General features: G+C 50.4%; 16 protein-coding genes. 9 read left to right on the top strand and 7 right to left on the bottom strand.

Annotated elements, in window-relative coordinates; genetic code table 11:
- The 3 genes from Q399_RS0112555 (at position 1) to Q399_RS0112545 (ending at position 3,145) form a co-directional block, all read left to right on the top strand.
- Positions 1-1,500, top strand: a complete 1,500-nt coding sequence (locus Q399_RS0112555) for a parallel beta-helix domain-containing protein (RefSeq protein ID WP_084164295.1) — start codon at positions 1-3, stop codon at positions 1,498-1,500.
- A gap of 573 nt (positions 1,501-2,073) precedes the next feature.
- Positions 2,074-2,574, top strand: coding sequence for a hypothetical protein (locus Q399_RS21595; RefSeq protein ID WP_051685952.1), 501 nt, complete (start codon positions 2,074-2,076; stop codon positions 2,572-2,574).
- A 142-nt stretch (positions 2,575-2,716) separates the two neighbouring features.
- Positions 2,717-3,145, top strand: a complete 429-nt coding sequence (locus tag Q399_RS0112545) for a hypothetical protein (protein WP_157836289.1) — start codon at positions 2,717-2,719, stop codon at positions 3,143-3,145.
- A 61-nt stretch (positions 3,146-3,206) separates the two neighbouring features.
- On the opposite strand, the gene Q399_RS0112540 is transcribed toward Q399_RS0112545, so the two are convergent.
- The 5 genes from Q399_RS0112540 to Q399_RS0112520 form a co-directional block, all read right to left on the bottom strand.
- Entirely contained in the window at positions 3,207-3,710 is a 504-nt protein-coding gene (locus tag Q399_RS0112540; protein WP_084164294.1) for a MarR family winged helix-turn-helix transcriptional regulator, read from the bottom strand.
- Positions 3,711-3,792: 82 nt separating this feature from the next.
- Positions 3,793-4,827 (bottom strand): alpha/beta hydrolase, encoded by a 1,035-nt coding sequence (locus Q399_RS0112535; RefSeq protein ID WP_245612882.1) that lies wholly within the window; start codon positions 4,825-4,827, stop codon positions 3,793-3,795.
- A 116-nt stretch (positions 4,828-4,943) separates the two neighbouring features.
- Positions 4,944-5,360 carry an organic hydroperoxide resistance protein gene (locus tag Q399_RS0112530; protein WP_031568946.1) on the bottom strand — a complete coding sequence of 139 codons (417 nt, stop codon included), beginning with the start codon at positions 5,358-5,360 and terminating at the stop codon, positions 4,944-4,946.
- Positions 5,361-5,954: 594 nt separating this feature from the next.
- On the bottom strand, positions 5,955-7,772 hold the full coding sequence (feoB, locus tag Q399_RS0112525; protein ID WP_031568945.1) for a ferrous iron transporter B: 1,818 nt from the start codon (positions 7,770-7,772) through the stop codon (positions 5,955-5,957).
- Positions 7,773-7,847: 75 nt separating this feature from the next.
- Positions 7,848-8,120: a FeoA family protein gene (locus Q399_RS0112520; protein WP_051685951.1), complete on the bottom strand. Its 273-nt coding sequence runs from the start codon at positions 8,118-8,120 to the stop codon at positions 7,848-7,850.
- 214 nt (positions 8,121-8,334) lie between these two features.
- Between Q399_RS0112520 and Q399_RS0112515 the strand changes: the two genes are divergently transcribed.
- Entirely contained in the window at positions 8,335-8,970 is a 636-nt protein-coding gene (locus Q399_RS0112515) for a hypothetical protein (protein ID WP_031568943.1), read from the top strand.
- A gap of 78 nt (positions 8,971-9,048) precedes the next feature.
- On the opposite strand, the gene Q399_RS0112510 is transcribed toward Q399_RS0112515, so the two are convergent.
- Both Q399_RS0112510 and Q399_RS21590 read right to left on the bottom strand, forming a co-directional pair.
- Positions 9,049-9,648 (bottom strand): hypothetical protein, encoded by a 600-nt coding sequence (locus Q399_RS0112510; protein WP_031568942.1) that lies wholly within the window; start codon positions 9,646-9,648, stop codon positions 9,049-9,051.
- Positions 9,649-9,675: 27 nt separating this feature from the next.
- Positions 9,676-12,093 (bottom strand): collagenase, encoded by a 2,418-nt coding sequence (locus tag Q399_RS21590; protein WP_051685950.1) that lies wholly within the window; start codon positions 12,091-12,093, stop codon positions 9,676-9,678.
- Positions 12,094-12,916: 823 nt separating this feature from the next.
- On the opposite strand from Q399_RS21590, the gene Q399_RS21920 reads away from it, so the two are divergent.
- From Q399_RS21920 to Q399_RS0112480, 5 genes are all read left to right on the top strand, one after another.
- Positions 12,917-13,264 carry a 2OG-Fe(II) oxygenase family protein gene (locus Q399_RS21920; protein WP_031568940.1) on the top strand — a complete coding sequence of 116 codons (348 nt, stop codon included), beginning with the start codon at positions 12,917-12,919 and terminating at the stop codon, positions 13,262-13,264.
- Positions 13,265-13,361: 97 nt separating this feature from the next.
- Positions 13,362-13,796 carry a hypothetical protein gene (locus Q399_RS0112495; protein ID WP_031568939.1) on the top strand — a complete coding sequence of 145 codons (435 nt, stop codon included), beginning with the start codon at positions 13,362-13,364 and terminating at the stop codon, positions 13,794-13,796.
- An 86-nt stretch (positions 13,797-13,882) separates the two neighbouring features.
- Positions 13,883-14,593: a DUF4184 family protein gene (locus Q399_RS0112490; RefSeq protein WP_031568938.1), complete on the top strand. Its 711-nt coding sequence runs from the start codon at positions 13,883-13,885 to the stop codon at positions 14,591-14,593.
- 37 nt (positions 14,594-14,630) lie between these two features.
- Positions 14,631-15,086: a hypothetical protein gene (locus Q399_RS0112485; protein WP_031568936.1), complete on the top strand. Its 456-nt coding sequence runs from the start codon at positions 14,631-14,633 to the stop codon at positions 15,084-15,086.
- Between the two features lie 60 nt (positions 15,087-15,146).
- Positions 15,147-15,599, top strand: coding sequence for an SRPBCC domain-containing protein (locus Q399_RS0112480; RefSeq protein ID WP_031568935.1), 453 nt, complete (start codon positions 15,147-15,149; stop codon positions 15,597-15,599).
- Positions 15,600-15,677 lie beyond the last annotated feature (78 nt).

The raw sequence follows: 15,677 nt of genomic DNA, 5'->3' as shown, positions 1-15,677 counted from the left end.
ATGAAAACGAACTGGATTTTGGCGGCGTTACTGCCAGTCACTTTAGCCGGTGGTTACCTGTGGGGGCAAAAACCGCAGGCACCGGCTGCCGTGGTCAAAGAAGCCAGCCTGCAGGTCGCTGGCGCCAATTCAGGTGTTAGCAGCAATGCGAAAAAATCGGTGCTGCCAGACACAGCGCCTGGCAAAGTGCATCAGGTCAAACCCGGCATGCTGATTATGGATGCTGTGAAAGCAGCCAATCCGGGCGATGTGATTCAGGTCTGGCCCGGCGATTATGTCGAAACTGTGTATATCGATAAAGACGGCATCCGCTTAAGCGGCGTCATTATCGACGGCAAAAGACCGCGGTTATTTGGCGAAGAACGACTGAACGACGCCATTTTATATTCCGGCAACAATATCCTGATTGAGAACTTCCTCATCACCAAATACAAAGGCAATGGCATCATGGGCCAGGCCGGTAATAACTTCGAAATTCGCAATAACATCATCGACGATACCGGCGTCTACGGTATTTTCCCGCAGCTCGGCGAAAACGGTCTGATTGAACACAATATTGTGTCTGGCATTGAAGATGCGGCGATTTATGTCGGCATGAGCGACCATATTCATGTCGCCAATAACGAAGTATTCGACAGCGTGGCTGGTATCGAAATCGAGAACAGTCGTTTTGCCGTGGTGGAAAATAACTTTGTCCACAATAACACCGGCGGCATTCTGGCCTTTGTCACACCTGGGTTACCAATCAAGGACACCCACACGGTGATTATCCGCAATAACTGGATCCGCAATAACAACACCGCCAACTTTGGCGCGCCGGGTTCAATGGTATCGGGCATTCCGGCCGGTACTGGCATTCTGATTATGGCGGCGGATAATGTCATCCTCGAAGACAACCTGATTGTTGATAATAAAGTGGCCGGTATTATCATTACCGACCATGAAAATGCCCCGAATGCATCGTTGGATCCTGAGTCAGACCCGACGCCGGACAAAATCCAGATTCTCAATAACCTGATGTTTCACAACGGTTTTGACACAATTCCTGAAGCCAAAGTGTTGCTCGGTGCTGAGCTGAAACAAGGTGAGCCGGATATTGTCCGCGTTGGCAAAGTCACCGAAAGCTGTATCGCTAATCCTGAGCGTTATGTCTCCGCTGGCGTCGGCGACTGGCCGGCCTGTAGTTTCACCAACACAGATACGGTTGCCAGCTATTTACTGGAAACACCAGCCGCGCCGCGCAATACGGCAACGGCGGACAAAGGCAAATACGCATACCTTGGCATTTGTACCGGTTGCCACGCCTACACCGGCCGCCTGATTGGCCCACCGGTACAAGTGATCCAGTCGCTGTACATGGATGATCCACAGGCCTTAGCTGACTTTATCGCCAACCCGACGAAGAAACGCGAAGACTATCCAGCCATGCCAAAACAGGATTACCTCGACGCCGAAACCCGGCTGGCGGTGGCGAAATATATGTTGAGTGTGCAGAAGTAGGATTCTCGGATGTTTTGAAAAAGGCGTGCTTTGCACGCCTTTTTTATGGGGGCAACAGGCGCGGTAGGTAGCGGCAAGCAAGGCGCCGCCGTACATGACTGAATGAAAGACCAATGCTAAACGGCACGGCCAACAACAACAGATTGGGCGTCACACGTTGCACGTCACACGTTGGGCGTCACACGCACGCCGTGAATATCTCGGGGCTCGCAGGCGTGTAGGCTCCTCTGCGGCATCCATGCCGCAGAGGGTCTGCTAACGTTGTTGCCCGACAGTTTTGGGAGTTCATTTACGCTGTCGATTTATTACCAAAAACTGTCTTCGGGGACTGCAGTAAATCAGGAAGAACTGATTACCGGATGCAATTTTGTGCATTATTCAGAAACGTTTGCACCGCGCATGCTTTCGTAATTATCAAAGCGAGCAAGCTCCCTAAAAGTTTGATTACAAGTTGTCTTTTGGTTAACGTGAATAAATGTGAAAGGGGAATAAGGCACGGCGCAAGCTTAAAAGCAGGCGTTTTGCATATTGATTAATATGTTCGCCATATAGACAATGCACAGAGAGATTTTTATGAAGTATCAATTCGTCTTCGTTCTTTTGATGCAGTCGTTCTTTTTAAATGCAGAACCCGCATTATTGATAAAAAAATTACTTGAGACCTCACCAGAAACTATCGAGGAATCGATGGAGAGCCTTGATTCTTTGACAATATTAAAGAAAAACGGTGTCATAGATGAAAAAGCTAATGTACAAGGTGATTATCATCATTTTTACTTTCCAAAAAAAGAAATAGAAATTTTTGGCGCAAAATTGGTCGTGTTGGATCATGAATATCTCGCTGACTATATAGGCTGCTGCGTTGACCCCGGTGTCGCAGTGGTGTTGAAAAAGGTGGATGGTTTTAATTCTAATGAGATAGATACTTTTGCAAAGCAGAACTCGTGCAAAATAAATGACATAGAAAAATCATTCATTCCTGATTTAGTAATGAAACAGCTTGGTCATGTAAATGATAAAAAATATCTGTTTGAGCTTTCATGCAAACAAAACGATAAACGCCATGAATATTAAGCAGTTGGCTTTTTACTGTGAGTCATTATATTTCGGTACTTCGGCTAACAAGGCGTGGCATTTGCGGCCTGCTACCGCGGCGACGCTCACCCAGGTTCGCGCGCGTGCGCTTATAGCTATGTGATGTCACGTACATAAACTCATGTTAAAGAAACTATCTTTTCTTATGTTGATGTCAGCTAATTATGCGTATGCCTGTCAGGTTGAGGCTGTAATAGTTGAATATCCTCTCTATAACGTTTCGAAATCAGACTTAATTCTTGAAGCCAAAATATCAGACAGCAAACTTTACGAAGAGGGGCGATACACAGGAACAAAATCGTTTAAAGCTACAGTTTTGCAAAGTCTAAATGGTGGCTTTAGCGTTGGAGAGGTTATTGAGGCATTTTCTGCAAACGAAGAAACTCGTGCTGTATGCCCAGTGTTCGTTGAAACAGGTAAAACTTATATTTTGGTACTTTCAAAAGGCAAAGACAGATTTGAAATAAGTCGGTTTCATGCTGCTGTAAGCGATGATCATCCAAATTACAAAATGTTTATAGAGCAAATTAAGCGTACATCAAAGAAGTAAAAACATAACAAGTTGCTTAATTTCGTTCCGGCCACAAACAGCGTGGCCTCGGTGATCACCCTCAAGCCGTCAAAGTCTTCCGCAGCTTAATCAGCTGGTCACGCAGTGCTGCTACTTCTGCCAGTGAATCGCCACAACTGAGTGCAATATGCTGATTGATTTTCAGCGCTTCTTGCTGCATCGCGCGGCCTGCGTCGGTTAAGCGGATTTCCAGCGTGCGTTCGCTGTGTGGGCTGCGGGCGCGGATCAGTAACCCCATCTCCTGCATCCGTTTTAATACCGGGGTTAAAGCGCCGGATTCGGTATGCAGTTTCTCGGCGATGTCGCGCAGGGCGACGCCGTCTTGTTGCCATAAAATCAGCATCACCAGATATTGCGGGTAAGTCAGGCCAATATGTTCCAGCAGTGGTTTGTAAGTTTTGGTCATGGCGAGCGAGGTGGAATAGAGCGCAAAACACAGCTGATTATCCAGATGCAAAGCGCTGGCGGGCCAGGCACAGCCAGGATCGCTGAGCAGTGGTTTTAACTGCTTTGGCTCGGATTGGGATTTTTTTGCATCTGCCATGTTCATTCTCTTTTGTCTGATGAATTGCTCTGATGAAACAAGCCGGCAGGGCCGGCTTGCTGTGAGCTGCGTCAAATCTGCCTTATTTCAGGTGCTGTTGCAATGCGCTCGCGGCATGGTCCAGCTGGGCTTGTACTGTGGGTACTGTGCTCAGCGGGTTTAACAGACCAAAGTCATGGATCATACCGTTATATCGCACCGAGGTCACTGTTACACCGGCCTGGTCCAGTTTAATCGCATAAGCTTCACCTTCATCGCGCAGCACATCCAGCTCAGCCGTTTGTACCAGCGCTGGTGGTAAACCTTGTAATTGCGCGGTCGTGGCGCGTAGTGGCGAGGCATAAATTTCGTTGCGCTCGGCCGGGTTGGTGGTGTAGTTGTCCCAGAACCACGTCATCATATTGCGGGTCAGGAAGTAACCTTGCTGGAACTGCTGATAAGAGCCGTTCTCAAAGCTGGCGTCTGTCACCGGCCACATCAGCAGCTGGAATTTTAGCGCTGGCGTACCAGCTGCTTTGGCTTTTAATGCGACCACCGCGGCCATATTGCCACCGACACTGTTGCCGGCGACCGCTAAGCGTTTGCCATCCACCTTAATTTCCGCGCCATGTTCAGCCACCCATTTGGTGGCGGCGTAAGCCTGGTTTACCGCCGTTGGATATTTGCTTTCCGGTGACGGCGTGTAATCCACATAAACAGCGGCTGCGCCGGAGCGGGCGACTAAGTCGCGGATCAAACGTTCGTGGGTTGGGAAATCACCTAATACCCAGCCACCGCCGTGAAAGAACATGAATGCTGGCAACGTGCCTTTGCTGCCGGCCGGGCGCACAATCACCAGTTTGAGTTTCTGGCCATCGGCGACAATCCATTTTTCACTGACATCGGCTGCCGGCAACGCGGCACCGGCTTGTGCGCCTGTTAACACAGCTCGGGCGTCTTGTGGGCTTAACTGTTCCAGTGGTTTGCCACCGCCTTGTGCCAATACATTCAAAAAGGCTTCAGTGTTTTTTTCGACGCCCGGGATCTCCGCGGCGTACAAAGTGTTACTACCAACGGCGCTCAGCAGGCCTAATGCGACAATGCTGTAACCAATAGATTTCTGTAAATTTTTCATCATCTTGCTCCGGTATTCAGTGTGCGGCCTGTGGCCTGCTTGGGTTAATGCTTGCTAGTTCGTTAAATGTTATTGCGATAACTATCTACTGAAAAAAAACCGTCCGGGACGGACGCTGGTTACACCAGCGTCAGACGAACTTGTAAAGAGTTACGGGTCGCATTTGAGTACGGACACACCTGATGGGCTTTTTGCACCAGCTCGTTCGCCACATCTGCTGAAACACCTGGCAGGTCGATGAAGAGCTCTACATCCAGACCAAAACCGCCCGGGATTTGGCCGATGCCAACTTCAGCGCGAATGTTCGCGTCAGCCGGGATGACGATTTTGCTTTGGCCAGCGACATATTTCACGGCGCTTAAGAAACAGGCTGAGTAGCCGGCAGCAAACAGTTGTTCCGGGTTCGTCGCAGCACCACCGGCACCACCCAGTTCACGTGGCGTGCTTAATTTCACATCCAGGTTGTTGTCGCTGGACACTGCACGTCCGTCACGGCCTGAAGTACTGGTTACAACTGCTTTATAGATAACTTGCATGATTCATCTCCAATGTTTGATTTGTGATTTTCGCGCTTTGCGTATTTCGCAAAGTGTTATCGCGATAACTATTTACTTAAAAAAACAACCTTCGTTTTGTTGCTGCAGGCAGGGTGTTCACCGTACCGCAGTCTGCTCACCAGGTCATTTGTGTTCTGGCTTGGATGTATATTATTGCGATAACTATTATTGCGCAAGCATAATTTTTTAATTTGAGTGAATTTGATGTATGCACTTGATTATTAACTAATAATTTTTTTGGTGATTGGATTTATCAGGTGAAGCTGACCTTGCGGGCAGTTAGATATTGGCTTGGTCGCTGTGATAGACATGAAATCTGGGTTTCATTGTACGGCGACGCTTCGCTCGCCGATACCTACCCATTCATTCGCCGCGTAAGTATTGCCCAGCGTCAGCGCTGCCGTACTCATTCATTCTCATTGTAGGTATCGGCCAGCGTCAGCGCCGCCGTACAGAACCTGTCAAACGATGGCAGCTTGCCTCTGGACGCCAGGAAGAGCATAGATGGTTACGGCAGATGGAAGAGGAATGGATAGGGCGATTGCCAGTCAGCAATCGCCCGATTAGGTGTATTTACAGCAGATTCGCCGCCAGATAGGCCAGCGCATAGGCCAGCAGGCCATAACCGATCACCAGCCCTGCCGCGATGCGGTTGCTGCCGGTTTCTGCGCGGATAGTCGCGACCGTCGCAACACATTGCAGCGCGACCACGTAGAACAGCAGCAGGCCAAAGCCGGCGCCAAACGCCAGGCCGTCAGCCTGAATATTGGCGGCAAGACCGGCGATGTTCTCGTCCGCGCCATCGATACCAAACAGCGTGCCGAGTGCGCCAACAAAGACTTCGCGCGCCAGGAACGACATCAAAATCGCCACGCCATAACGCCAGTCAAGGCCAAGCGGTTCAAACACCGGTTCAATAAAATGACCAATCTGGCCTAAATAAGAATGCTCCAGGCCACCGGCATCATGCGGGAAATAACCGAATAACCAAATCAGCACAGTCACGGCAAAAATCACCGGGCCTGAGCGATAGACAAAGCTTTTTGCTGCACTCATCACGCGCACAATCAACGGCTTCCAGTGCGGTAGCCGGTAGTTTGGCAGTTCCAGAATAAACGGCATATCGGATTTTTCGTCACGGCTTACCACAAAACGCGACAGCATCAGACTGACCAGCAGCGCCACGATAATGCCCATCAGATACAGGCCAAAAAACGCCACGCCCTGTAAATTCACCAGGCCACCCAGATAAGCGCGCTCAGGAATAAGCACAGAAATCAGCAGCGCATAAACCGGCAAGCGGGCAGAGCAGGCCATCAGCGGAATCGTCATCATAGTGATTAAGCGTTTGCGCGGCGATTCAATAGTGCGCGCCGCCATAATGGCCGGAATGGCGCAGGCGTGGCCCGACAGATACGGGATAAAACTGCGACCGGATAAACCAAAGTAACTCAAAGGCCGGTGGCAAATCAGCGCCGCGCGAGCCAGATAACCACTGTCTTCCAGCAGGCCGATGATCAGCGTCAGCATCATAATTTGCGGCACGAACACCAGGAATGAACCAACACCGCCAAAAATGGCATCGTTAAGGAAATCGCTGGTTGTGCCTTCGCCGATAAAACCGGTGACCCAATGTGCGACGGCACCAATACCGGCTTCCACGGCATCCATCAAAGGTGCAGCGAGGGTGAAAATGCTCTGGAATAACAGGAACATCACCAGCAAAAAGGCAAGGCCGCCACTTAAGTTATTCAACATAAAGCGGTCGATGCGATTTTGGTTTTTCAGCACCACACTGGACGCCAGACCATAAGTACGGGCCAGGCTGCGGCTGAACTGACGCAGCGCCTGTTCATCGCCGTGCTCCAGCGCCGGCACTGCCGGTTCGGCCGCATTGGCAAGTGCCAGCAAGCCCTGACGAAACTCATGAATACCCAATAAGGTTTTGGCAGAAATGGCAAATACCGGGCTACCAAGTGCGGCGCTTAATGCGGCGGTGTCGAGCTGATGGCCAAAGCGTTGCAGTTCGTCAGCCATATTTAACGCAAATACCAGCGCTTTTTGATGAGCACGCGCTAACGCCTGCACCTGCAAACCAAACATCAGGCTGCTTTCCAGCCGTGTTGCATCGAGATTACAAATCACCAGCGCGGTATTAGGGTCTTGCAGCGCTTCATTGAGTTTATTCACGGCAATTTCTTCGTCGCGCGACAAACTACTCAGTGAATAAGCGCCCGGATAATCAATCAGTTCAAACTGTTCAAAACGGCCGCTTTTCAGCTCAACGGTGACTCCGGGATAATTAGCGACTTTCTGCCGTAAACCGGTCAGCTGGTTGAATAACAGGCTTTTACCGGAATTGGGTTTACCTACCAAAACGATTTTTTTCATCAGAAGCCTTTTCTGCAAGCTGGCGCTGGGGGTTCGCCCGGCGCCCGGAGAATATCAAGGGCGGTGATACCGCTGTTAAAGCTGCGGTTCGATCAGAATATGCTGAGCGACCTGTTGCTCCAGCGTGTAAACGCAATCCTGGATCTGCACAACAACAGGGCCATTAAATGGGCCGCGGCCTAAACAGATCAGCGGCTGGCCGGGTTCCAGCCCCATTTCTCGCAAGCGGTTCAGCACCAGTGGGTTCAGGCAGGCAGCGAGTTCTACCACAGATACAGCAGCTTTTTTCGGCGCGTCCCACAAAGTGTGACGTGCAGAAACAGCACCCGCAGGGTTTAATACAGTCATCAGGCCACAACTCCCGGCAAGCTAAATGATAATAATTGTCATTGTCGCTAAATTAGCTGCCGAATTCAAACGCAATTTGCTGAAAGTCACACACTAACGGCTGTCATGGGCAGCCAGACTCGACGGCCTCAGCAAGATGCACCGTCAATGGCTCCGATGACGGCACAGCTTTTGCAAACTCCGCTTCAGGCACTTTTACCTGAGGCGGATCTTCATGTCACTGCAACTCCAGGCCGCAGCTACGCTGTGGCCAGCCAACACCACCGGGGTTTCCGGCAATCTCAGTGCACTGCAACAATCTGCCGGCGACAAGGCAGAACATGGCAACGAGCTTGCCAGTGAATTTGCCGCCGCGATGCAACAATCACAGGTTTTACAGCAGCAGCTGCGCAGTGCTCCGGCCGAAGCAGAGCAGGCCGAAGCCGGCGCTATCACTTCAAGCCAGAACGGCCAGAGCGTGAGCGGCAGTAGCCAGACCCGCGGGTCCTCCGGCAACAACACAGGCGATGAGTCAAACAGCGAACCCAACAGTGAACAAGCGCAAAAATTCCTCGATGGCCTGATGGAGCAGTTGCTGGCGAACCGGCTTGGGATTAATAAAAAAGAAATGGACCGGCTGAAAGAGAAAATTGCTGAGTTGGAGTTAAAACGTAAAGAGCTGGCAGATCAGATGAATAAAGGTGGCAATGATCAAAATCTGGGGAATTCTATCCGGCAGATTGACCAGCAAATCACCGCGCTGGAAAAACAACTGCAGCAGCTGGTGCGTGAAAACGAGCTGAGTAAAAACAACCCGGACGATGATAAGCGTCGGGAGTGGTCGGCACAGAGTTTGGGCCAGTCGGCATAATCCGCTCGGTGTAGCAGTGTATTGCTGATTGAGAGGCAGACTGCAACAGTCTCCGGCCCGTTGCAGTCTGTCGTCAGCTTATTGCTTTATAGCAGCGCGACGCTGCCGCACCAGCAATAACAAAGCACCACACATCAGCAACAACGGCGCCGGTGCCGGCACTGTGGTGGTATCAGTGACACTGAATCTGCTGCCAATCCAGTCAGCGCCTTCCAGCTCGCCACCGGCGGTCAGGAACCCCAGATACGCCGGGTCCAGATTCAGGTTGAATAAACCAGTGCCGCTGGCTTTAAACTGGATAGTCGCCAAAATGAAACTGCCGTTTTGCTTGGCGGCTAAAGTCGCCAGTGCAGCAGCCCAGTCAGCATATTCTTCCAGCGCCAGCCGGCCTGAGCTGTGGTCTGAGAACTGGTAAGAGCCAAAACCATCATCAAAGCCGCCGCCAAAGCTGAAGTTTTGCAGCGACAACTGCCCCGGCTGATACTGCAGCGCCAGGAAAAAGCCGGTCAGCACGTCGCTGAATGCATTGGCTTTAACCGTGGCTGTGATGAGCTCGCCGCTTTGATAACTGCTTTTGTTGGTCTCAATCTGAATCACACCGGCTTGCGCCGTGCTGCCCAGGCTACAGGCGCTGGCAGCCAGCAATAAACTACTTAATAATTTTCTGATTTTATTCATGATATGACTTCTCTTTAATTATTTGTTTTAGCCGGCAATTGCACAGCGGGCGCGGTCACAGAGTTTGCTCATGGCGCTAACATCACGCTGGTCGACTTTTTTGTCGCCGTTAAAATCTAAATCCATGGTTAAGTTGGTTTTTGTCCGCAGGCGCTGGTTAAACAGGTTGATGTCGCGGCTGTCGATGGCGCCGTTTTGGTCTAAATCAGCCGGGCGGTACTGACTGCAGCTGCCGTTGCCTGCCACCAGACAATCCAGCCATTGGTGGAAGCTCACATCAAAGCTGGTGCCCCAGCGGGTCAGAATGTCCTGATAAGGCGTATGCGGCGGTAATTGTGGTTCAGCAGTTTTTTGCTGGCCACAGGTCCAGACCCAATAACCCGAGCCCCAGGCGCTGTCGTCATAGAGCCAGCTCCAGTTGTTGGCTATCGCCACTGGTTTTTCCTGCCAGCCCCAGGCAAAGCTGCAAGGAGCTGAAGAAATCACATATTTGGCGGCGCGTAATGACGGCAACAACGGGTCGTTGATTTCAGCGCGCTGGCGTTCAAACATGTAACGTACGGCGAGGTAACCCCAGTGATAAGTGCGGCTGGTGTTGCTGTTGGAGTAGGTGGTCTGGAACAGCTGGCTGAGCTGGTAAGTTTTTTGTGGTGCTGCGGCCAGCGCATTGGCGTTGGTTGGTGGCTGCGACAGATATTCGGCCAGGCCTTCACCCCACCAGACGGAGTTTTCCGGCTGGTCATTAAAGCTGCCCCACTGGTTATAACGGCCATCCAGATAATGGATATATTCGTGCTCTAAGTTCCATACAACAAAAGCCGGCTGCAACCAGGTGGCCTGATAGGCGATGAATCGTGCCTGATTGTCCGGGTCAGACGGCGTGCCTTCGAGATACATACCGCCATTATTGGTATTGATATCAAAGAATTGACCGGCATAGTTCTGATAGTCAGTGGAGGATTTGAAGATCACCATTTCAAGATCTTCGTTCTGGTCATTGGCCACCGGCCGATTGCTTTGGGTACCAAAAGTCTGGTGGAACAACTGTTCTTCCGCACCGAGTTTGCTACAGATCTGGCTTAAGTTGGCGGCGCTGATACTACCCTGATAACGCAGTTTTAGCCTGTTGCTGCACTGATGTTTGCCGGAAAGCACAGTGTCTTCGAGGTTAAAAGTACAGGCGTTGCCGTACAAAGCGCAGTTGGCGCTGTCGTAGGCTTTGACCATGCCCTGCGCATTGACCCAGGCCTGCGAGCCGGTGCCGCCATAGCTGTAAGTACTCAGGATGTGCTGCAGCGCCGGGCGCACTGTGTCGGCTACAGTGCCACCGAGTTTCAGCAGGCGGCCGAGTTCAGACACTGCATCATTCAGTTGATATTCGCGGGTATGACCGAGCAGCCACTGGCCGTCCGTCAGCACAAAATCACGCAGCCGGGTGACGATTTGCGGCTGCTGCGCCAGCAAAGTTTGCAGCTCAGCGCTACCCTGATTGACCGCATTAAAATAATGCGTCAGCAGCTGGGTCATGCCGTTTTCTTCATAGGCGATGCCCCAGTTATTGGCGCGGTTGACACTGCTGGCATAACCGCTGATGGCTTCGCTGATGCGCGGTAAAAACTGCAGCGACTCTGTGCCTGAGCTGTTGATTAAAATCAGCATTTCATAGCGCAGCATAAAATTACGCGACACATCACCGTCAAAGCGGACAAAATGCGCACCGTTCACATATTGGCGCAGCGCCTGTTCTAACTGGGTTTTATAAGCGCTCTGGAACACCCGGCCGTTGCCAGACTCCGCCCAGTGCATCGCCCGCAAATATGTCACCAGCTTTTCCAGCACGGCAGCGCCGGTGGCGTCCGAACCGTCAAACACGGCCAGTTTGCTGTTGATAGCAGTGGCGACGGTCAAAATTTTCTGGTCGCTGAAATGTGCAGTACCAACATAAGCCACGTTGTACAGCTGATACAAACAGCTGGTCAGGCTGCTGTTGCTGATGGCGTCAATCAGTGCCTGGTCCTGCAGTGGCAATAAATCAGCCGGGCTTGTGCAGCCAGCAGCCTGCAAGCTGGGAGCATCTACTGCTTGTTCGTTGCTGGTCTTTTGTATTTTGGCGGCTGACTGGCTGGGCTGATCTGCGGTTAAAAATGCTTGTTGTGCCGCGGTTTGCCATTTCGCCGGCAAGGTCACGCCATGCTGCTGCGCATAAATCTGCGCCTGAGTTTTCTCAAATTCTGCCGGCGACACCAGCCGCGGCTGTTGCGGCGCCAGCAAAGTGCCGGGGGTTTTGGTGGTTGCAGGTGACTTTTGTTGTTGCGCCAAACGCTGCTGCAGATGCTGTTGCTGTAAATCCTGATCCAGCTGCCCCGGATGCGACAAATTCACATCCTGCGCCATAACCAGACCACTGCCGAGCAAAAGCGACAGTGCCAGAGGTTGAAGATTCATTGCTGATGTTCCTGTTTTGTTATGTATCGTTATCTTTGTGTGACCTGCGCAGGCTGATTTAACTTAGCATAAAGGATATTGTATACAGTATCCTTTATGAGTTTATTTTGCGCATAGCTGTGGATTTTTAAGACGAATTGGTTATAAAAGCAGCGGGCGGGGGATGAGCGGTAGGTGCGCGGTAGGTACGTGCGAGCGAAGCCCGCTGGCCACCACGTGGCGTACATGGACTCACGGCAATCATGTGTCGTATGTTCACCGCAGCCGTAAGGAGTCACACATTGGACAATCAATCCTGTAGCCGCAGTTTTTTTAACAACTGTGTGAATGAAGGGTTAGTAACGAACTCTGCGAGTTCATCCCCACTTTGAACCAGCAGTTCAAACAATATTAGGTACAAGCGCTTGAGAGCCTTGGATTTATGCGGTAGCGTGAGGTTATCTGGAAAAGGCACCGGGGATGTTCAGCACTTTACAGCGAGGGGCGTCCTGTTGATGAAGTTGTTGTAAACCACAGGGATAGTTCATTTGAATGTCAATGCCACGTTATACGGCGAATTTGTACTCATATTTGCGTTAATCATGGGCGCATTGTGTTATTTCGTGGCTCGCCGTAAAACCCAAAGACCAAAAATGGCGGGTTTATTGGGTGCTGTATTATCAGTTATTCCGATTCTTAGCGTTATTTATCTGTTCGTACTTTTGTATAAAAAAGATATAAACCCCACTTCTAATGCAGTAAGTCGGTAAGGTGTTTTATAACAATCAAAAGGCAGCTAACACTTACCGCGCAGCTGCATTTAGCGTTATGTACCAAAGGATTGATGAGTATCTTAAGAAATCTATTTAAATGGCAAAAAGGTCGCCAGAAAACAGGGTATGAAAAAATGCTATTGGCTGGAGCAATTTGGCCAATCAAATTTGATTTTTATTTGCTCAGATTCCCTGAAGGATGTGAGGTTCCACCCCACACAGATAATGTAAAAAATGGCAGACATTACCGTCTGAATATTGTTCTCAAACAAGCAAAATCAGGCGGTGAGTTTATCTGTAAATCGCCAATTTATTGCAGCAAACGTATTAAGTTTTTTAGACCGGATATTTGTGAGCATTCAGTAACTAAGGTCATTTCGGGTAATCGCTATTTACTTAGCATTGGCTGGGTTCGTTGAACATATAACAAGCGTCAGCACACAGTGCCTGCTGTGCCGGGCTCGCATCAAGTTGCTCGACACTCAGGCGATTGTTATGTTCATTAGGAGAGTGGTGATGAAATCAAATATTTTTGCATGGATTGCAGGTGGGGTATTTACTTTAATTGTTTTCTTTGGCGGCTTTATATCGGCCTTCTATTTAAATTATTCGACTTTAGCGAATACATATACAAAAGAGCACGTTGATAACGGTCGTTTTATGCTTTGGGCTTTAAAATTCCTGGAAAACGGTGAAACAGAAAAAGCTAAAGATTTTTTGCGCAGTCAAGTGACAACTAAAGTATTAATAGTTGATGGTTCGCGTTTACCACCTACCAGTCAAAGAGAGCTTGAGTTAATTGAAAGCTTTTATCTTGAAGTTATAAACTACTTCGATGCTAAAGGTGGATTGAATGAAACCTGGCAGGTTATGGAAAACGATGTTTGGGTCACTAAACCAACACCCTCAATGAAAATTCTTGAGGAGTTTAAAAGTGAACATAACAAATAAATTTTATCGCTCGCAGATAGTGTTGGCTGCGACGGATAACGCGTGCGTGTTTTTTCCGCTGTTAATTTGGTAGTTCAACCAAAACCATGCCCTTTACCATCTCACACGCCATCGCAGCTTTTCCGCTGCATCATCTGACCCGCAGAAAAATCCCGGTGATGCCTGTGGTGATTGGCAGTATGTCGCCGGATTTTCCCTATCTGTTGTTTATGACGCCGGTACACGCGCCAGGGCATTCAATCCCTGGAGTTTGGATTTATTGTTTATTGCCGGCGTTGTTGATGCTTGCGCTGTGGTATCGGTGGCTGGAAAAACCCATATTAAATTTGCTTGCGCTGCCGCAGGGCCAAATAGTGTGGAATATTCGCGAAGGCCTGCTCGTGATTTTGGGCGTGCTGCTTGGCGCTTATAGCCATCTGCTGCGGGATGCGACCAGTCACAGTTATGGCTATTTTGTGCAGAACAGTGAGTTTTGGCACGCTGAGCTGTTTGGCTTGCCGCTGTATAAGCTGAATCAATATGGCAGTGGCGTGTTGGGTTTGGCAGGGCTGGTGTTGTGGTATGCAAAACTTAAAACAGAAAGCCAGCAAGTGGTTGAATCAACTCACTTAAAAATGGCGTTTGTCATCTATACCGGTAGTATTTTGTTGTTTGTGCTGGCGGCTAATTTGCTGCACGAGTCCGCCGGACTGTCGTATGTTGCGGTGCGTTCGGCTATTGGCTTGATAAACGGCATCGCGATAGGCTGTGTTATTTATGCTGTCTGGAGTAGCCGAAGCTCGCAAAAAAGCCGGTAGCAGTTCCGGGTGATCAATAATCCTTGAAGGCGCAGGTATGCAAACCAATCCGAATAAATTTCTGCTCGCTGCCGCGCTCTGCTGTGGTCTCGCGGCCTTGGCGCACGCCGGTTGCATCCTGTTTGGCGCAGCTTGGTACCGGTTTTTTGGTGCCGGTGAGCAGATGGCGCTGCTGGCTGAACAAGGGCACTGGTATCCGGTGGTAGTGACTTTGGTGATCACGCTGCTATTGCTGGTGTGGGCCTGTTATGCGTTGTCCGGTGCCGGTGCTATCCGGCGATTACCGCTGACGCGGTTGGCGTTAGTGCTGATTAGCACTATCTTGTTGCTGCGGGGCCTGGCCTTTGTCTGGTTGATGCCGCTGTTTCCTGAAAATAGTCTGTTGTTCTGGCTGATCAGTTCCATGATTTGCCTGCTGATGGGCACTTTGTTTGCGGCAGGTAGCTGGCAACAATGGCCGAAACTTAGCGCCAAAACAGCAGCGCTTGCCTGAAGGCTTTTTAGTCTGAAAGCTGTTTACCTGAATCCTGGTTATTGAGCACGGAGCCTGACCATGCCTGACACTAACACGACTGAAGACAATACTTTCACGACCAGCCGCAGGTTGCCATTTCCGGCGTCGGCGATATACAGCGCTTTTGCCCGTGCGGAGCAACTGGCCGCCTGGTGGGGGCCGGCTGGTTTTTCTAACCGCTTTGAGCTGTTTGAATTTACCCCCGGCGGGCGCTGGCATTTTGTCATGCAGGGGCCGGATGGCCAGCAATATCCGAATCAGAGTGTTTTTGCCGAACTTGAAGTCAACCGCAAAATCGTTATCCGCCACGACTGCGCGCCGTTTTTCACTTTAACAGTCGAACTGACGCCGCTGGAAGCCGACACTGTGCTGCGCTGGCAGCAGGTGTTTGACGATGCCGATATTGCACAGGCGGTGCGGCATATTGTGGAGCCGGCCAATGAGCAGAATCTGGACCGGCTGACGCAGCTGCTTTGTGCCGCAGGCGGATAAGTTTTTTCATCGTGCTGGCGCGGATCAATTCGTACCGCACAGCAACAATTCGCCAAAATGCCGAACTTAATCTGGTAA

It is taken from the genome of Rheinheimera texasensis DSM 17496 (assembly GCF_000711985.1).
Lineage (GTDB): Bacteria > Pseudomonadota > Gammaproteobacteria > Enterobacterales > Alteromonadaceae > Pararheinheimera > Pararheinheimera texasensis.
Note: the sequence above shows the minus strand (reverse complement) of the source record. Positions and strands in the feature narration are given on the sequence as shown.